19 protein-coding genes and 3 pseudogenes are annotated in these 15,857 nt (G+C 69.0%); 12 read left to right on the forward strand and 10 right to left on the reverse strand.

The genetic code is table 11. The features are described 5' to 3' along the window. Positions 1-99: 99 nt before the first annotated feature. The 5 genes from ACLBXO_RS20250 to ACLBXO_RS20270 all read right to left on the reverse strand — a co-directional run bounded on the left by ACLBXO_RS20250 (position 100) and on the right by ACLBXO_RS20270 (position 3,256). Positions 100-960 (reverse strand): universal stress protein, encoded by an 861-nt coding sequence (locus tag ACLBXO_RS20250; protein WP_331312259.1) that lies wholly within the window; start codon positions 958-960, stop codon positions 100-102. 12 nt (positions 961-972) lie between these two features. Beyond that, positions 973-1,305 (reverse strand): c-type cytochrome, encoded by a 333-nt coding sequence (locus tag ACLBXO_RS20255; RefSeq protein WP_331312260.1) that lies wholly within the window; start codon positions 1,303-1,305, stop codon positions 973-975. Next, positions 1,305-2,120 (reverse strand): universal stress protein, encoded by an 816-nt coding sequence (locus ACLBXO_RS20260; protein ID WP_331312261.1) that lies wholly within the window; start codon positions 2,118-2,120, stop codon positions 1,305-1,307. Before ACLBXO_RS20260 ends, ACLBXO_RS20255 begins: the two co-directional genes overlap by 1 nt. A gap of 260 nt (positions 2,121-2,380) precedes the next feature. Then, on the reverse strand, positions 2,381-3,025 hold the full coding sequence (locus ACLBXO_RS20265) for a BON domain-containing protein (RefSeq protein WP_331312262.1): 645 nt from the start codon (positions 3,023-3,025) through the stop codon (positions 2,381-2,383). A gap of 30 nt (positions 3,026-3,055) precedes the next feature. Then, a complete protein-coding gene (locus tag ACLBXO_RS20270; protein ID WP_447686477.1) occupies positions 3,056-3,256 on the reverse strand; it encodes a hypothetical protein in 201 nt (66 codons plus the stop codon). 211 nt (positions 3,257-3,467) lie between these two features. On the opposite strand from ACLBXO_RS20270, the gene ACLBXO_RS20275 reads away from it, so the two are divergent. The 7 genes from ACLBXO_RS20275 to ACLBXO_RS20305 all read left to right on the forward strand — a co-directional run bounded on the left by ACLBXO_RS20275 (position 3,468) and on the right by ACLBXO_RS20305 (position 8,824). Beyond that, positions 3,468-3,629, forward strand: coding sequence for a hypothetical protein (locus ACLBXO_RS20275; protein ID WP_331315791.1), 162 nt, complete (start codon positions 3,468-3,470; stop codon positions 3,627-3,629). 346 nt (positions 3,630-3,975) lie between these two features. Further along, positions 3,976-4,320 carry a hypothetical protein gene (locus tag ACLBXO_RS20280; RefSeq protein ID WP_447686478.1) on the forward strand — a complete coding sequence of 115 codons (345 nt, stop codon included), beginning with the start codon at positions 3,976-3,978 and terminating at the stop codon, positions 4,318-4,320. Positions 4,321-4,428: 108 nt separating this feature from the next. Then, entirely contained in the window at positions 4,429-4,989 is a 561-nt protein-coding gene (locus ACLBXO_RS20285) for a hypothetical protein (RefSeq protein ID WP_331315794.1), read from the forward strand. Positions 4,990-5,600: 611 nt separating this feature from the next. Then, a complete protein-coding gene (locus tag ACLBXO_RS20290) occupies positions 5,601-5,963 on the forward strand; it encodes a hypothetical protein (protein ID WP_447686479.1) in 363 nt (120 codons plus the stop codon). A gap of 57 nt (positions 5,964-6,020) precedes the next feature. Next, positions 6,021-6,812, forward strand: a complete 792-nt coding sequence (locus tag ACLBXO_RS20295; RefSeq protein ID WP_447686480.1) for a DUF4344 domain-containing metallopeptidase — start codon at positions 6,021-6,023, stop codon at positions 6,810-6,812. A 369-nt stretch (positions 6,813-7,181) separates the two neighbouring features. Beyond that, positions 7,182-8,351, forward strand: a complete 1,170-nt coding sequence (locus tag ACLBXO_RS20300) for an AraC family transcriptional regulator ligand-binding domain-containing protein (protein WP_447686481.1) — start codon at positions 7,182-7,184, stop codon at positions 8,349-8,351. A gap of 119 nt (positions 8,352-8,470) precedes the next feature. Further along, positions 8,471-8,824, forward strand: a complete 354-nt coding sequence (locus tag ACLBXO_RS20305) for a GCG_CRPN prefix-to-repeats domain-containing protein (protein WP_419539358.1) — start codon at positions 8,471-8,473, stop codon at positions 8,822-8,824. A 117-nt stretch (positions 8,825-8,941) separates the two neighbouring features. Here ACLBXO_RS20305 and ACLBXO_RS20310 read toward each other — a convergent pair whose 3' ends face one another. Further along, entirely contained in the window at positions 8,942-9,337 is a 396-nt protein-coding gene (locus ACLBXO_RS20310; protein WP_331315801.1) for a hypothetical protein, read from the reverse strand. Positions 9,338-9,452: 115 nt separating this feature from the next. Further along, complete coding sequence (locus ACLBXO_RS20315) at positions 9,453-9,878, reverse strand: hypothetical protein (RefSeq protein WP_331315803.1); 426 nt, start codon at positions 9,876-9,878, stop codon at positions 9,453-9,455. A gap of 412 nt (positions 9,879-10,290) precedes the next feature. Here ACLBXO_RS20315 and ACLBXO_RS20320 point away from each other — a divergent pair, with 412 nt between their 5' ends. Both ACLBXO_RS20320 and ACLBXO_RS20325 read left to right on the forward strand, forming a co-directional pair. Continuing rightward, positions 10,291-10,794 carry a DUF892 family protein gene (locus tag ACLBXO_RS20320; protein WP_447686482.1) on the forward strand — a complete coding sequence of 168 codons (504 nt, stop codon included), beginning with the start codon at positions 10,291-10,293 and terminating at the stop codon, positions 10,792-10,794. A 103-nt stretch (positions 10,795-10,897) separates the two neighbouring features. Further along, positions 10,898-11,530: a hypothetical protein gene (locus ACLBXO_RS20325; RefSeq protein ID WP_447686483.1), complete on the forward strand. Its 633-nt coding sequence runs from the start codon at positions 10,898-10,900 to the stop codon at positions 11,528-11,530. Positions 11,531-11,561: 31 nt separating this feature from the next. On the opposite strand, the gene ACLBXO_RS20330 is transcribed toward ACLBXO_RS20325, so the two are convergent. Together ACLBXO_RS20330 and ACLBXO_RS20335 are read right to left on the reverse strand one after the other, a co-directional pair. Beyond that, entirely contained in the window at positions 11,562-12,986 is a 1,425-nt protein-coding gene (locus tag ACLBXO_RS20330; RefSeq protein ID WP_447686484.1) for a TAXI family TRAP transporter solute-binding subunit, read from the reverse strand. Between the two features lie 23 nt (positions 12,987-13,009). Beyond that, a complete protein-coding gene (locus ACLBXO_RS20335; RefSeq protein WP_447686485.1) occupies positions 13,010-13,291 on the reverse strand; it encodes a hypothetical protein in 282 nt (93 codons plus the stop codon). A gap of 235 nt (positions 13,292-13,526) precedes the next feature. Between ACLBXO_RS20335 and ACLBXO_RS20340 the strand changes: the two are divergent. From ACLBXO_RS20340 to ACLBXO_RS20350, 3 genes and pseudogenes are all read left to right on the forward strand, one after another. Then, positions 13,527-13,802 (forward strand): annotated as a pseudogene (locus ACLBXO_RS20340) (transposase); the annotation flags it as partial. Positions 13,803-13,874: 72 nt separating this feature from the next. Then, a complete protein-coding gene (locus ACLBXO_RS20345; protein WP_447686486.1) occupies positions 13,875-14,903 on the forward strand; it encodes an IS110 family transposase in 1,029 nt (342 codons plus the stop codon). A 251-nt stretch (positions 14,904-15,154) separates the two neighbouring features. Beyond that, positions 15,155-15,736 (forward strand): annotated as a pseudogene (locus ACLBXO_RS20350) (IS3 family transposase); the annotation flags it as partial. An 11-nt stretch (positions 15,737-15,747) separates the two neighbouring features. Here the strand turns inward: ACLBXO_RS20350 and ACLBXO_RS20355 are convergent. After that, positions 15,748-15,857 (reverse strand): annotated as a pseudogene (locus ACLBXO_RS20355) (IS5/IS1182 family transposase); the annotation flags it as partial.

A 15,857-nucleotide genomic window follows, 5' to 3' on the forward strand; every position in this document is an offset into this window, starting at 1 on the left:
TCACCCTCGGCGGAGACGCGCCGGCCGACCCGCCCGCGGGGTATCCCGACACCCGCGGCGGCATCGAGGACCGGGGAGGATCGGCGGCGAAGCGCGCGCTCAGTGCGTCATAAGCACCGGGATGCGCGCGTGTTCGGTCACGTGGCGGGTCACGCCGCCCAGCAGGAACTCGCGCACGCGGCTGTGGGTGTAGGCGCCCAGCGCCAGCATGGAGGCGTTCCGCCGCTCCGCCTCGGCCAGGATCGCCGCGCCGACCGGCGTCCCGTCGTCGACCGGCAGGCTGACGGCCTCCGCGGTGATCCCGTGCCAGCGCAGGTAGGCGCAGAGGTCGGCCGCGCGCGCCTCTTCGAAGCGCTCGGTCGGCGCGTGGACGACTGTCACGCGGGCGGCGTCGTGCAGCAGCGCGATGGATTGGGAGATCAGACGCGTGGCCTCCAGGCTGCCGTTCCAGGCGACCACGACGTGATCGAGCAGGTCGTACGGGACCGCCTCGCCGACCATCAGCGTCGGTCGCCCGATCGCGAACAGGGCCGTGTCGAGCGCCCGGGTGGTGAAGGCGCGCGCCGGATCGGGCCGGTCGACGATGACGAGGTCGTTGACCCGCCCGCGCAGCGTCAGGATCGGCTCGACCTCCCCCGACAGCTCGGTCCAGGTCGCGAAGGTGGCGTCCAGGCGATCGGAGCCCGCGACGAGGGGTACGCCCTCCCGGGCACACCACGCCGCCAGGGCCGCCCTGCCGTCGGCCGCCGCCTCCCGCACCCCCTGCCGGATGGCCTCGATGGTGGTGCCGTCCACGTGCGCGAGGCTCGCCATGCCGGCGAGCACGTGCTCGGGGCCCGGCGCCACGAAGGCGACGGCGATGTGCGCGTGCAGGCGCCGGCCGAGCCGCAGCGCGGCGTCCAGCCGATGCGTGGCGTCGAGCCCCGGCCCGGTCGGGACGAGAAGACAGCGGAGATACATCGCGGTTCTTCCTCAGCGGTCCAGGGATTTCAGGTAGGCGATCAGGTCCTGCGCCTGATCCGGGTCGAAGCGGAACTCGGGCATGCTCGGGTGGCCGGTCCGGATGCCCTCGACGAGCGCCTCGGCGAGATCCTCGACCGGGTAGCGCTTGTGCAGGTCGCGGAACGGCGGCGCGGCGCGCAGCGGGCTGTCCCCGACACGCCCCACCGCGTGGCACCGGGCGCAGCTGGTCCGGGCGAGGGTTTCGCCCTGTCGCACCTGCCGGTCCCAGGCCGCCGCGGGCGCGGCGAGGAGGACGAGCGCGGGTGCCAGGACGGCGGCGCGCAGGATCGGGGCCGCGCGCATCAGTGGCTCATCAGGCAGCAGAGGGACGTGCCCTGGAGCATGTCGCGCGTGGCGCCCCCGAAGACCCACTCGCGCAGTCGGGAATGGCCGTAGGCACCCATGACGATGAGGTCCGCGTCCTCCCGCCGGGCGAACCGGAGGATCTCGTCCGCGGCGCCGATCGCGGGCTGGTGCAGCAGGTGGGTGGCGGCGCTGACGCCGTGGCTCGCGAGGTACGCGGCGACGTCGGCCGCACCGTCCCGTCGCGCGTCCTGACCGGCCACCGCGACGTGGACCTGATCGGCCCGGACCAGGAACGGCAAGGCGTCGTGGACGGCGCGGCGGGCCTCGCGGGTATCCTTCCAGGCCACGACGACCCGCTTGGCGGCGAGGCGCTCGATCCCGGGCGGTGCGACGAGGACCGGCCGCCCCACCTCCATCAGCAGGCCCCCTGCGGCGACGCCCATCAACCCGGGGTCGCCGTCGGCCGGGCCGAGGCGGCCCACCACGACGAGGTCGGCGGCGCGGGCCTGCTCGACCAGGTAGGCCAGGGGCTCGGCCAGTACGCCCCGCCACGCGGTCCTGACCCGGTCGCCCGCCTCGCGGGCGAACAGCGCCCGCGCCTCGGCCAACTCCTCCTTCGCCCGCGTCTCCTCGATCTCGAAGACGCGCTCCGACGCGTCGGCGCTCTCGACCGGGATCATGGTGACGAGCTGCCGCGCGGCGACGCCGGTCAGGGTGGCCTCGAAGCGCGCGGCGATGTCGGCGGCGAGCCGGACGCGGTCCGCGGCGGCCGCGCCGAGATCGACCGAGACCAAGATGTTGGAGATCCGCATGATCGCCTCCCGTGACCGGGCGATCGGCCCGGCAGAGGCACCCTGGCCCGCGCGCGCGGCCCGGGCTTTGATCCAGCTCAACGGGGTGGATTGGGGACCGGCCCGGGACCGGCCCGCGTGGCCGGGCGGATCGGGGCACGTGCGTGGCGGCTCCCGGAGAGGGCGCCGAGCCGATCCGTGCGCGCGTCCGTGCCGGGACCGGCTCGCGTGTCGGGTCTGCCGCCGCGTCCGCGTGGACCACGGCCCGCACCGGACCGACCTCACGCGAGTGTCAGGCGGTCCTCGACGGCGCGCACGCCGGGGGCTGACCACGCGGCGCGCTCGGCCAGCTCGCGCTCGCTCCAGACGTCGACGCAGCCGTCCAGGATCACCGTGTCACCGTCGACGTGGACGCGGATCGTGTCGGGATCGCGCGCGCTCCGCTTCAGCGCCGCCAAGATCTTGTCCTTGATCTCGGACGGCCGCACCGACGGCCTGACCGCGATGAGGTTGACGATGTCGGTGACGCCCGCGAGCCGCCGCAGCGCCTGATCGACTGCCGCCTTCTGGTGGTAATGGGGCACGCATCCCTGGAGCGTGACGCAGCCCCGCTCGACCTTGAGCGTCACCGCCTCGTCCGGGATCTGCACGTCCCATTCGAGGACCCGGGCGCAGCGCTCGGCCAGGGCCTCGTCGCCGATGGCGGGATTGTCCGGGTAGCGGACCTCGATCTGCTCGACCACGGCCCGGACGCCGCGGACCCGCAGCGCGACGCGCTCGGCGATGCCCTTCTCGGCGTAGCTCCGGACATGCCCGCTGAGGGTGACGATGCCGTTCTCGACGGTGACGCCGATCTGCGCGGCGTCGATCATCGGCGCGTAGGTCAGCTCGTCGAGCACGTGTTGGTGCACGGTCTTGTCGTCCATCGCCCATCTCCCCGATCTCGGCCGCGTCCCTCAGAGGGCCAGCCACAGGAGCGCCGGCGTCACCGCCGCGCCCGCGACGGCGAGCCCCAGCGCCTGCAGGCTGCCGATGGACCGGTAGCGGGCCGCATCGGCGACGACCCGGCGACCGGCGTCGTTCTTCGGTCTGAGCGAGGCCGGCCCCCGCGCGCGGCCGACCGTCGTGATCAAGGTGGTTCGGAGCACCAGGGCCATCGTTCGCTCCCGTCCTGCTGACGCGAGGCATCCTGGCGACGCGGTCCCGGGCCGCCTTGATCCACCTCAACGCCGTCGATCCCGGCCGCCTGCACGATCCCCCGCATCCGCAATCGGGAGGCCGACATGGACGTGAGGCGCGAGTCGCAGAGCACCCGCGCGGCGCGGCGCGACGCCGACGCGGCGGGCCCCGGGCCTGAGGCCGACGAGCGTGCCGTGCGACCGCCTCTTCGGCGCCAACGACGCCCTCACCGGTCGGGTCGCCAAGGTCCCGCGCGGCCACACCGGCACCGTGCTCTGGGACGGCACGGGTCTGACCTTTCGCCGGCGGCCGCGAGCCGCCGTCGAGCCGGACGCGTCGGCATTGCGCTAGATCAAGGCCCGCCGGCGCCGGGCGCGCAGAGTCCGCGGCAGGCTCCGTGGGAAACCCTCCGGAGGAGAGCCAGGAGGGACGCGATGACCGTGAAGGGCAGGAGCTGGTGGCTTTGCGACCGGGCGGGATGATCGAGGCCGACGCGATCACGATCAGTGTCTCGGGCAATCAGGTCATCCTGGCGGGTTGCCGTGCCGGCCCCGGCGGAGCGCGCGACCCGGTCGGTGCCGGGCGTCCGCGCCGTTGAGGACCGCGTCGTCGCCCGCGCCTCAGACGAGCGTTCAGACCCGCTGAGAAGAGATCGCCCGACCGCCGAATAATCCGCGGACAGCCATGGAGATTCGCTATGACGAGCGGCCATTTCCACGACGTCATCGAGTCCGAGGACAGACGGGGCGAGCGTCTCCCAGAGGACGACCGGCTCGCCGGCCAAATCTCCGACCATCTCAGACGGGTCCTGCACAACGTCGCGAAAGACCCCAACGTGTCGCGGCAGGCGATCCCGCCAGGACAGGATGAACACCCGTCGAGGCGCCACATGGTCAACGGCTTGGATCCGGCCGCGCTGACGGCGCTGTTCGCTGCCGGCGGTGTCGGCTTCGGATTGGCTTGGCTGATCTTCGGCCAGCCCTGGCACCGGACCGATCACGTCGCGCGCCGGATGAGCCACAGTAGCGAACGGATGATGTGACTCCGGCCGACTTCCCGAAGCCGACCGACGATCTAACACGGGCGACAAGAGATCCCGTGCGATCAAATCAGATTCGGTGTCAGAACGCAGTCGAAGGAATTCGCCGCCATGGACGACTTCGATCACCTCCTGAACTGGAAGCTTCTTCGGGGCTCGCACCAGTTCCCCGGCCCCGACGGCGGGACCTGTATCAACGAGGCGGCCATCGTCGCCTGCGGCTTCCCGTACCAGCCGGTGGCTTCGGTCAGCCGGATGCCGAACTGCTTCTCGCGCCCGATCTGCCAGTTGGCCATGCGCCTGAACGACGAGGCGACTGACGAGGAGCGGCGGCGCTTGCTGCCGTTCGTGACCCGCCTGGCGTGTGCGGACGCGCGGGCAGTCGAGCTGGCGCGCGCCCGGTACATCGACCGGCGCGTCGGAAACGACCGGATGCATTGGGATACGGCCTCCTTCGACAAGGGGCTCGCCACCCTCGAGGGTGCCCTGGCGATCGGGCGGCAGGCCGACGCTCTCGGGATGGATGTGGCGGCGTCCCGGCTGGATGCTGCGCGCGCTCCGGACCGGCTGAAGAAGAAGACTGCCCGCTCGCTGCCCGCGGCGATGAAGGCTTGGCTCGGTCTCGGGAAGACGATCGAGGAGGAGGAGCCCGAGAAGGTCGCAGGCGGCTAGAACACCGTCCGTCGATGGAAGCACGGGCTCGGCGCGAGGAGCCCGGCGAATCGAGACTCTCGGGGCCGCCGCTATCGGGAGCGATCCTCAGAGAGTTACGGGTCGGGACGCGTGCGCCGGCAGGCGCGTCCGGGACCAACACGCCGCGTGCCGCGCATCGTCTGAGGGGCGCCGGGGTCCTCGACGAGAGGCGACGCACCGAACACGACGACCAAGCGCTCGAGGCAGCCCAGTTGTGTCAGGGCTGCCTCGTTCCGTGCGAGGACGTCCGGATCACGGCTGCCGAGGGCTCTGCCTTCTCCTACCCCGCCGATCGGACCCGCCGGTGCGGCCCCCGACCCGATCCAGCCCGAGGCCGGCCGCTCGGCGGCGGGCCTCCATCGCGGGTGTGCGGGCTTCAACCCCACCTCGGTCGTCGCGGCCCCGCCCGGCCTGACGACGAAGCGCCCGGTCGGTCTCCGTGGAACCGGCACGGCCGGCCCCTGTCGCTTCTGATCAAGCACGCACCTTGGGATGATTTAAGGTTCCGCGAGATCTAGGCACGCACCCGCGTCTGCGGACCCGGCGTGGAGGTCATCATGTCTATAGAGACTGAAATCGAGTCGCGAATATTGTCAAAGATCGCCCTCGGCCTCGTCGCAATGGCGATCTGCGCGCCGCTTCAGGCGCAGCCGCTTGCCCTGAAGGTCAATCCGCGCGGCGGGATGACCGGGGAGATCGAGCTCGGCGGTGTCCCGGTCACGGTCGCGGCCCTGTTCGAGACAGGACCGCGGTACACCACGGAGAACGGGATCGGCCGCCGGGTCGGGATCGGCAGCGAAGTCCCCTCCTGGATCGAGATGGGATCCCTGCGCAATCAGTCGATCCCGGGCCTGATCCCGTCGGGCTATTACGGCTACTTCATCTCACCGGACGAGAAGGCCGTCATCGTCGATCTCGAGTCGCACCGGATCGTGCGCGTCCTGTCGCAGTGAGGCGCGCGGTCCAGAGAGTGTTAAATGCGATGCGCCGTCGGATTCGCCGCGAGCCTGATGCTCGTCATCGGCGCGATGCCGGTCCAGGCGGCCCGATCACGGGGCGCGGCGATCCGGATCGTCTATCAACGCCCCGCGAACGAAGAGACGCGTGCGCTCCATCGCGACCTCAGGGCGCGCCGTGTTCTGGAAGGCCTTCAGGCGATCGTCCGTGGCGTGCGTCCGCCGCGCGCGCTGACCCTGCGTCTGTCGGTCTGCGGCGAGCCCAACGCGTGGTACGCGCCCGAGAACCGGACGGTCACGGTCTGCTACGAGTATATTCAGGAGGTGCGCGATCGTGCGTCCGGAAGCCCAGCCGAGCCCGGGTTGAGCCAGCACGACGCGATCTTCGGCGCCGTCGCGCAGATCTTCCTCCACGAACTCGGTCATGCCCTGTACGATCTGCTCGACGTGCCCGTGCTCGGCCGAGAGGAGGACGCGGCCGACCAGTTCGCCGCCCTGATCTTGCTCGAATTGCCGCCCGCCCAGGCGCGGCACGCGGTCGACGGCACGGCCCATCTGCTGCGCAGCCAAGCCGCCGAGGAGGCCGCGGACCAAGCGGTGCTGGCCGATGATCACAGCCTCGCGGGGCAGCGCCTCTACAACCTGCTCTGCCTTGCCTACGGCGCGGATCGCGAAACCTTCGGTTATCTCGTCGAGGCCGGTACCCTGCCCAAGGCGCGCGCCGCGCGGTGCAGGGCCGAGTACGCTCTTGCGGTCTACGCCCTCAGGAAGCTGTTCCGGCCCCATCTGCGCGATGGCCGGATCGGACGCGCCCGCATCCGCCGCGCATTCCGCGGGATGTTCTGACGCGGACCCCAGATCGGCAGCCGTCCGGACAGGCTTGCATGCCCGCTTTGGCCCGCGAGGGCCGCCCCTGCGGCCTGCCTGGCCAGGATCACAAGGCCTCGATGCCGGCCCCGCAGGCAGGACGCCCACGCGGCCGCCGAGGCGATCCGCCCACGCGCGTCGGCGCGAACTGTCAGCCCGCGCCGCCGCGCGTCTCCAGCTTCGTTTTCATCACAGGGCGATCCGGTCGGAGCCCTGTAACTAATATTGTATTCATAAATCAAAACTGACGAATTATCCTGCGGAAATAGCCATATTGATCCAGCGCAATGTGTCTATGCCGTGGATAGCGCCAACTTCGCCGAACCGGGGAAGTAACGGTCTCCTGCGATGGCCAACAGCCTCGCGCCAGTGCGCGCAGACGCTTTCGATTTACCCGATGCCGATCGGCGGCCGGACGGGGACGAGCCCCCCGACGCCGGGGTAGGTCTGGGCGACCTCCATGGCGACGTTGCGAGTGCAGCCTGTGCGGTCCTATCGGAACTCGGCGCAGATCCCGTCGCCCTCCTCTGCGAGGCCGACTGCGACTCGCGGGCATACCGGGAAAACGGCGCGCCAGCGTCAAATGCCGCGCTCGGCCGGCTGCTTCAACTGGGCGCGAAGCGGACGGGGTGCGGCCATCTCGGTCTGCTCGTGGGACAGCGCATCGTTCTCGCCAAGCTCGGGCCGAGCGGCGCGCTGGTTCGAAATGCGGGAACGGTTGGCGACGCGCTGCATGTCCTAGAGACACGGCCCTGGGCCTGGACGTGCGGCTCCGCAGTCAGACTCTGTGTCGAGGCCGACTTGGCGCTGCTTCATTACTTCCCTTACGAAGCCGGGGCGACGGCGGTGGGCCTCCAATCGGAGGGGGCGCTCGCCACGATCGTCAATATCATGCGCGCCCTGCTGGGTGCCCAATGGTCGCCGTCGGAACTCCTGTTGCCGCGTGCGCTGCCGAACCAGACAGATCCGTATTGGCATTTCTTCCGCGGACCCGTCCGGTTTGATCAGGAATGGGCAGCCATCGCGTTTCCCTCACGCCTTCTCGAACAACCGATCGCGGGCGCGGATCGGACGGTTCTCGAGATCGCGGAACACCGCATCCGACAGATCGGGGGAACGGAGCCACTCCAGATGTCTGACCAGCTTCGGCGGCTTCTGCGCATGGAGTTCATCCAGAACCCTTGGTCGAGTCAGGCCGCGGCGCGCCACTTCGCGGTTCATAGGCGCACGCTCAGCCGTCGTCTGAGGGCCGAGGGCACGAGCTTCCGGTCAGTGACCACGCAGATCCGGTTCGAGACGGCAAAACAGCTTCTGGCCGATACCAACATGACGTTGGCGCAGATCTCAGCCTGTCTGGGCTTCTCCGAAGCGGCTGCGTTCACACACGCGTTCCGACGCTGGTCCGACATGACGCCCAGCATCTGGAGGCTCACGTGCCGGCCTTCCGAGACGGGCGCCGACCCGATGCTCCCTGCCCTTCCTCGGTTGGAACGCTGTACAGATCGGCCGAGATTATAATATCATTCATATGTACCATCCGACAGCAACTTCAGTATTATCAGATTTTTCGCCATTCTTGCCGGACAAATTTATGAATTAGCTTGATATTGTTGCAAATCGTGACGGAGGAGAGACACATGCGCTCGACACGGATCATATCGCTTTCAGCTCTCGCGCTCGGTGTACTGCTGGGCCTGAACGGGCCCGGACCGGGCGGCTTCGGCATCGCGGCCGCGCAAGCCGCCGGCGGGTGCGGCCCCGGCTTCCACCGGGGGCCGTATGGCGCCTGTCGACCCAACGTCTACGGAGCGCCGGGTGCTTATGGGTACCGGGGCGGTGGGATCTACGGTTACCCCGGCGGTGCCCGGTATGGTTATCGGGGCGGGGCCGTTTACCGCGGTGGGCGCGTGTATCGGGGCGGTCGGGCCTATGGCGGCCGGGCCGTCTACGGACGTCACGTCGGCGGGTACCGGGGGAAATTCCGCCGCTGACCGCCTCGGAAGGCCTGCTCTAGAGCCGTACTCGATCGCGCTGCACTCGGGTACGGCTCCTGAACCCCTGACGCGCTCCCCCGCCTCGAACCGCTGCCCACTTCATCGAAGCGAACTTCAGTAGGCATGATAGATCGGGCGAGCGGTGACAGGAATCCTGACGGCGACGGCCGGCGCATTCGGGTCGAACGGCAGAAGGGCGGCGCCCGCGGCGACGAAGCCCGCCAGCGCTCGAATGTCGTCCGGTTGCCGCGGATCGCGCGAGATCCGGTCCGTTTCCCAATAGAGACGTGCATTGCACGCCGGCGACGGCAACCGGCCCACGGGGGTGCAGGCGTCGTGGCGGGCGCAGGCGGCATCGAGCGCGTCGATGGGCGGCAATGGGGCGTTGTTGCCGAGGCCGCAGTAATTGCCGTGAAACAGGGCTGCCGGCTGCTGCAGGCCGTACGATTGGGCCAGAGCGGGCGCGCCTGAGAAGATTACGAGGAGGGAGGCGACAGATCGGAAGGTCATGGCATTCGACCCAACCTGTTCTGAGGCCGTCTGCCGGATCGGGCCGAGTGGGCCACCGGTTCAGGCCGGAGGAGCGGGAGCCGGGACCGCACGGCCCCGGCCTTGTTCAACGGCCTCAATACGGACGGCAGACGCCCGCATAGGCATCGTAATATGCGTAAGGCCCGCAGCGGCCGTAGGTGGCGCCGTAGCCGGCGGCAGCCGCAGCTCCGACGGCCGCCGCACCCAGGCCGTAGCCGTAGGGTCGGGCGCCGTAACCGTAGCGGCCATAGCCATACCCGTAACGGCCGACGCCACCGTATCGGCCCACCGCGCCGTAGCGACCGACCCCGCCATAGCGACCGACGGCGCCGTAGCGGCCCCGGTAACCCGCCGCCCCGCGATAGCCGCCGACCCCACCGACCCGGACGCCATGGAAGCCGCCGGCACGGACTCCGCCGCCGCGGAAGCCGCCCCCGCCGTGGAAACCACGCGCCTCGGCGGCCAGACCGCTCAGGATCAGGGCAGCACTGGCCAAGGACGCAATCCGTACAAGCCTCATGGGATGATCTCCGCTCTGGAGAAGGATCTGCCGAGATGGGCTGAACGCGGCATCAAGCCTTCTGCCCCTCGGATACGCACCGACCGCCTCGGATACGCACCGACCGCAGAGTAAGGCCGAGCCGGCAACGCCGCTTGATCCGCGGTGACGCGCACCCCGCTTGAGGAGCGTAGTCTTTCCCTGCTGCGGTTGAATCGCCGGGCGCGACCGATGCCCGGCTCGGCTCCTGTCTCGCCCGATCAAGCAGGGACCCGGCGCGGATGCATAATGCCCCACGCTTCAGCGCGGTGAGCGAGGGGCTCGCCCCGGCGACCGGCAGAACGCTGCTTCCGGTCGCGCCAATGGCGCACGAAGCGATCCTGGCATTCGAGAGATGCCTCTATCGACAGCCATGAAGGGTGAGGAGATTGCCATGCCGGTCAAGACACCGAAGGAGCTTTTCGTGCGCATGCTGAGCGATGCGCGGCATCACGCTGAACGCGCGACGAAGATCTACGAGGAACTTGGGCAGGTCGCGCAGGATCCGGCGATCCAGGAGGCGCTTCAATCACGCGCCTTTATCCAGGACAAGATGATCAAGTCGCTCGACCGCTGCTTTCAGCTGATCGGCGAAAAACCGATAACGGGGAACGGCCGATTGCAGGAAGTCTTCCTCGAAGATTTTCGGCGCGAACTGGCCGAGATCCAGGCCCCGGCCGCCAAGGCCCTGTTCATTCTGATCAAGGCCAATCACCTGATGCATCTGCGCATCGCCGAATACGTGGCCCTGGTCGCCATGGCCGACGTGAGCGGGCACTTCGGGGTCGGCGTCCTGCTGGAGAGCTGCCTGGCGGACAAGCTCGCCTTCACGGAGCGGACCCGCCGCCTGATCCGGCGCACGATCGAGAGCAAGCACGCCGTCAAGCTGGCGGCCTGACTCAGCCCTGTGAGGCCCCGGATCGGTCAACCGATCCGCGGCCTCACAGGCGCAATCGGGACCTGTGCCGCATGGCGCGGACGGAACCCGTGGAGGACGAGCCATGCCCCCTGCCTCTTCTCGGGAGGCCGCCATTCCTGATCCCGGGGAGAGGTCGGGCGCCGACACGCACGAGCCGCCCGTATCCCTGTGGCAACGGGTTGCCGACGAAGCGAAGCGATATCTCGTCTTCGCCACCTACCTGATCGTGGTCTTCGGCACCCTGATCGTGTTCAGTATCAACATCTACGCCCGGATCGATCGCGACATACCGCACTATCCAGGCTACCACTTCTACGCGCTCGGGCTGATCAATGCCCTGGTCCTGGCCAAGTTCATGCTGATCGCCGAGGCGACGAAGCTCGGATCGCTGAGCTTCGGCCGGCGCATCAGCCGCAGGCCCCTCGTCTACGTGGTGCTGTACCGCGCCCTCCTGTTCACGGCTGTCCTGGTGGCTGCCTACGGACTGGAGGAGGTGCTGCTCGGGGCTTGGCACGGACAGGCACCGGGCGCCGTCCTGCCAGAGGTGGCCGGTGGCCCGCGGGGCGTGCTAACCTTCGCCTGGGTCATGTTCGTGGTGCTGCTCCCGTACTTCGCCTACCAGGAGATCGGCCACGTGCTAGGCGCCGGACGCCTGCGCGACCTGCTGCTCCGTGCGCAGGGACAGGTTGGCGCCGCTCGGGAAGGAAGCGGCTGACCGGCGCCGGGCGCACCCTCGTCGCCCGCCGTCACCGCCCGACGACGAGCGTCGGCGCGGGGGGGACCGCCACCGTCTCCGAACCGAGGCTTGCGGGATCGATACTGGCGCCGCGGCGATCGAGGGCGTGGCGGGCATGGGCCAGGGCCGTCGAGAAGGCCGACAGGCAGTCAGTGCTGACAGCCCCGGACGAACAGCCCAGCATGCCCGACACGATCGCCCGATATTCGCCCTCCAGCGCGGCGAGCCCGGCGCGATCGACCCCCGGCGCCGCGTCGGCGATCTCCACGAGCCGTCGGACGGGGCGCCACTCCGCCTCCGACCGGCGACGGTTCCAGCCCGCCGAGGCGGCGGCGAGGAGCGATCCGGCGAGGCTGATCACGAGGCCGCCGAGGTAGAAATACTGTTGGACTTGGTCGAAGAAGCTCTGGTCTCCGTTGCTCAGGTAGGCGGCCACGCCCGGATGGACCGGCAGGATCGGGCTCTTGTCGTCCGGATCGGGCGCCTCGATCTGCGCGGCCAGCGGAGTCACCGCTGCGAGCTTGGCTTTGGTCGTCAGGATCGACCGGGCGATCGCCGCCGCAACGACATTGGGCATCAACTCCGAGGCAGCGAACCGGAAAGTGACCGCCAGCGTCGTGACGGAGTCGCTCGGCGTCGCGGGACGTGCCCGAAACTCGCCCTTGGGCACGTCGATCGAGTCGAGGCCGGGGAACCGCTTGCCGATCGCCTCTGCCTCGTCGAGCGCGAGGACGCCGGGAGTGCCCTTCGTTGCGCGTGCGACCGCGGCGACCACGTCGACGACCTCGCCGGGCGCCATCGGACCGACCGCCAGGACGGCGGCCAGCTTCTTCTGCCGGACGGACTGAGCCAGCCCGTCGACCGGCAGAACGACCTTTTCGACGTCCTTTGCGGGGATGTTGAAGAAGCTTAGCACCATGTCGAGGAGGCGCGCATTGGCGGCCTGCAGAGGCCCGGCCACGATGCCGACGGACTTGCCCGCCAGATTGGCGACCGACGTCACGGGGCTGTGCGGGGGCAGGACAAAGGCGACGACGTCCCGCCGCAGGAGCACGATGGTCTGGGCGTTGGCCGGCACCGCCGCGTCGCTGCGCACGATGGCAAGGTCCGTCCGTCGCTCTTCCAGCGCCTTGGCGCTGCCCGCGAGATCGTCGACCCGGACGAGTTCGAGGTTCACGCGCGGATGCTGCACCTTTGAGACGGCCGCGAAGGCCGTGATGAAGCGTTCGGCCGTGCTGCCGGGGGGCCCGAGCGTGATGCGCAGATTGGCGTGCGGTGACCAGAGATGGGCAAGTGCAAAACCGGCGGCGGCTACCAGCAGCAAGCCGACCGCCGGCAGGGCCCAGCTCCATCGTCTGCGCCGCGGTGCAGGATTCGCCGGACCACGCATCTTCGTCAGGTCGTGATCGGCGATGAGGGGCTCGGCGTCCTGCATCCCTGCCTCGCGCCCGAATCCGTTCAGCAATCGTCGCAGGCGCCGCCGCGCTCCGGCGATGTCCGCTTGATGCGGCGCTCGCGCCGTTCCCGTGTCCCGTCTCCACTGCCCGGCGGCGTTCCGGTCACGTCGAGCGGGGGCATGGTGATCGCCTCGCGTTCGAGCCGGTTGAGTTCTGCGTCGCTGGGGATGGTGACGGTGCCCTGCGCGGGACGCTCACGCGCCTCAAGGCTGGTGAACCCGCCTGATAGCCCGGCGAGCAAGGACAGGATCAGGGCGGCGATGGAAGGTCGGGAGCGTGTCATGACGGCCTTCGCGGCAGCCGCTAAACGGAGGGAGGCCTGTCAACCTAGCCGGTGACGCGGCGTGCCGCTTGACCGAACTGGACAGGAGGGGCCGCACCGGGATCCGCAGGGCGGCAAGCCTCGCGCCGCGCACGGCCCGTTTTACGGCGGGCTGTCTCGCGCGATGAAGCACAGGCGACAGATGGACTTGCCTCGAGAAAGTGGAGAGCTCTTTTCCTGAAGGAGGAGGGTTCCGATTGCAGACCGGAAGCAGACCTTTACCCCTGAGTTTCGTGCTGAGGCGGTGCGATTGGCGCAGACGAGTGGGCGGTCCCGCCGGGAGGTCGCCGCCGATCTCGGCGTCGGGCTCTCGACGCTGCGCAACTGGATCGACGGTCGGCGTGAGCGGGAGATGGACAACCCACCGACCGACCGGCAGGAGGACATGGCCGCCGAGCTCAAGCGTCTGCGCCGCGAGAACGAGGTGCTGCGCCAGGAGCGGGAGATCCTGAAGCGGGCCACGGCTTTTTATGGATGGCCCGCCCCTCACCGAGCGGCACTGCTAGTTTTGTAGTGCCGCCGACACGAGGGATGGAGCAAGACGATGAGCATCGCGGTTCTCGGTATCGATCTGGGCAAAAACAGCTGCAGCGTGGTTGGGCTGGATCTCGACGGCCGCGTCGTGCTGCGGCGACGCATGCGTCGTGAGACGGTGCTTGCTTTCGGAGAGAAACTACCCGCCTGCGTAGTCGCCATGGAGGCGTGTTGCGGTGCTCATCACATGGGCCGCACGTTGGCGGCTCAGGGTCACACCGTTCGGCTGATGTCGCCCGAGTATGTCCGGCCTTACGTCAAGGCGCAGAAGAACGATGACCGGGATGCCGAGGCCATCGCCGAGGCGGCGACCCGGCCGACCATGCGATTCGTCACCCTCAAGTCGCAAGCTCAGCTCGACATGCAGACCCTGCACCGGGTGCGCGACCAACTCGTCGGCGAGCGAACGGCGCTGATGAACCAGATCCGTGCTGTTCTCCTGGAGCGTGGCCACATCGTGCCGCAAGGTCGTGCGAAGCTCGCAGCTTGTCTTGCCTCTCTGATGGATGAGGCCGCCGTGCCTGCGCTTTCAGCACGCATGCGTATTCTCGTCGCCGAAGTGCGGGAGCGCTGGCAGGATCTCGACAAGCGCATCGCCGCGCTGGATGCCGAGTTTGCCGAAACGGCTCGATCGGACGAACACGCGCGTCGGCTGACTACGATCCCCGGGATCGGCGCGCTCAACGCCACGGCTCTCGTGGCGGCCATCGGCGATGTCGCTACCTTTGCACGGGGGCGTGACCTTGCAGCTTGGCTCGGCCTCGTGCCCCGGCAGTTGACGACCGGGGGCCGGCCCAAACTTGTCGGCATCACCAAACGCGGCAGCAAATATCTGCGCAAGTCGTTGATTCAGGGTGCACGGGCTGCGCTGCCGACGCTGCGACAGAGCGAGACGCGTCTCGGTCAGTGGTTGCGCGGGCTGCTGTCGCGGGCGCACATCAACACAGCGGTCGTCGCGCTAGCAGCCAAGCTGGCGCGCATTGTGTGGGCCCTGCTGCGTCACGGACGCACCTACGAGGCAGCCGCCGTCGCTGTTTAATGCAATTCGGCCGGCGAGACGTGCGCCGACCTTCCGATGTCTGCGAGCGGTGAGAGGAAGATGGCCTGACAGTCGACCGGTGTTCCGGCAGCCTCCTGGCGAAAATGGCGTACGACGCCGAACTTTTTATGAGGCCCTGAACGCGCGGATCTCCATCTTGGCCAACGGCGCGCCCGGAAGGCCGGATACGTTTATGCAGACTGCTCAGACCAGCGGATCCAGAGCCACTTGCGGACGGGGCGGGCCATACGTTTCGCCAAGGGGGGAAGTCGATGAGGTTCCGCCTCATCGACGCGGCGAAGAAGGACTTCCCGGTCGCGCGCCTGTGCAAGGTCCTCGACGTCATTCCGAGCGGCTATTTCGCCTGGAAGAACCGCCCGGCCTCGACGCGGCAGCGCGAGGATTTGGTGCTGCTTGCCCACGTCCGATCCGCCTTCACGCTCTCGCACGAGACATATGGCAGCCCGCGCATGACGCGCGAGCTGCGCGAGCAGGGCCTGGCGGTAGGCCGGCGGCGCGTGGCCCGGCTGATGCGGGAGAACGGGCTCAAAGCCCGCCAGCCGCGCCGCTTCCGGCGCACGACGGACAGCGGCCACGCCTTTCCAGTCGCGCCCAACCACCTCGACCAGGACTTCACGGCGGCCGGGCCGGATCGCAAGTGGGGAAGCGACATCTCCTACATCTGGACGCGGGAGGGCTGGTTGTACCTGGCGGTGGTCCTCGATCTGTACTCCCGACGGGTCGTGGGCTGGGCGGCGGGCGACCGGCTTCACAAGGAATTCGCGCTGACCGCGCTGCGACGTGCCGTTGTCGTCCGACCGCCCGGACTAGGGTTTGGACTCGATCAGCACCAGAAGGCGATGACGGCGGCCAGAGCGAGGGCCGAGGCGTAGTTGCGTGCGAGCTTGTCGTAGCGGGTGGCGATCCGGCGAAAGTCCTTGAGGCGGTTGAAGG

Source organism: Methylobacterium sp. C33D, assembly GCF_053345825.1.

What these genes read in the sequence shown, in the direction of transcription:
- ACLBXO_RS20250 (WP_331312259.1), bottom strand. Translation starts at nt 960, where the DNA reads ATGTATCTCCGCTGTCTTCTCGTCCCGACCGGGCCGGGGCTCGACGCC.
- ACLBXO_RS20255 (WP_331312260.1), bottom strand. Translation starts at nt 1,305, where the DNA reads ATGCGCGCGGCCCCGATCCTGCGCGCCGCCGTCCTGGCACCCGCGCTC.
- ACLBXO_RS20260 (WP_331312261.1), bottom strand. Translation starts at nt 2,120, where the DNA reads ATGCGGATCTCCAACATCTTGGTCTCGGTCGATCTCGGCGCGGCCGCC.
- ACLBXO_RS20265 (WP_331312262.1), bottom strand. Translation starts at nt 3,025, where the DNA reads ATGGACGACAAGACCGTGCACCAACACGTGCTCGACGAGCTGACCTAC.
- ACLBXO_RS20270 (WP_447686477.1), bottom strand. Translation starts at nt 3,256, where the DNA reads ATGGCCCTGGTGCTCCGAACCACCTTGATCACGACGGTCGGCCGCGCG.
- ACLBXO_RS20280 (WP_447686478.1), top strand. Translation starts at nt 3,976, where the DNA reads ATGACGAGCGGCCATTTCCACGACGTCATCGAGTCCGAGGACAGACGG.
- ACLBXO_RS20285 (WP_331315794.1), top strand. Translation starts at nt 4,429, where the DNA reads ATGGACGACTTCGATCACCTCCTGAACTGGAAGCTTCTTCGGGGCTCG.
- ACLBXO_RS20295 (WP_447686480.1), top strand. Translation starts at nt 6,021, where the DNA reads ATGCTCGTCATCGGCGCGATGCCGGTCCAGGCGGCCCGATCACGGGGC.
- ACLBXO_RS20300 (WP_447686481.1), top strand. Translation starts at nt 7,182, where the DNA reads ATGGCCAACAGCCTCGCGCCAGTGCGCGCAGACGCTTTCGATTTACCC.
- ACLBXO_RS20305 (WP_419539358.1), top strand. Translation starts at nt 8,471, where the DNA reads ATGCGCTCGACACGGATCATATCGCTTTCAGCTCTCGCGCTCGGTGTA.
- ACLBXO_RS20310 (WP_331315801.1), bottom strand. Translation starts at nt 9,337, where the DNA reads ATGACCTTCCGATCTGTCGCCTCCCTCCTCGTAATCTTCTCAGGCGCG.
- ACLBXO_RS20315 (WP_331315803.1), bottom strand. Translation starts at nt 9,878, where the DNA reads ATGAGGCTTGTACGGATTGCGTCCTTGGCCAGTGCTGCCCTGATCCTG.
- ACLBXO_RS20320 (WP_447686482.1), top strand. Translation starts at nt 10,291, where the DNA reads ATGCCGGTCAAGACACCGAAGGAGCTTTTCGTGCGCATGCTGAGCGAT.
- ACLBXO_RS20325 (WP_447686483.1), top strand. Translation starts at nt 10,898, where the DNA reads ATGCCCCCTGCCTCTTCTCGGGAGGCCGCCATTCCTGATCCCGGGGAG.
- ACLBXO_RS20330 (WP_447686484.1), bottom strand. Translation starts at nt 12,986, where the DNA reads ATGCAGGACGCCGAGCCCCTCATCGCCGATCACGACCTGACGAAGATG.
- ACLBXO_RS20335 (WP_447686485.1), bottom strand. Translation starts at nt 13,291, where the DNA reads ATGACACGCTCCCGACCTTCCATCGCCGCCCTGATCCTGTCCTTGCTC.
- ACLBXO_RS20345 (WP_447686486.1), top strand. Translation starts at nt 13,875, where the DNA reads ATGAGCATCGCGGTTCTCGGTATCGATCTGGGCAAAAACAGCTGCAGC.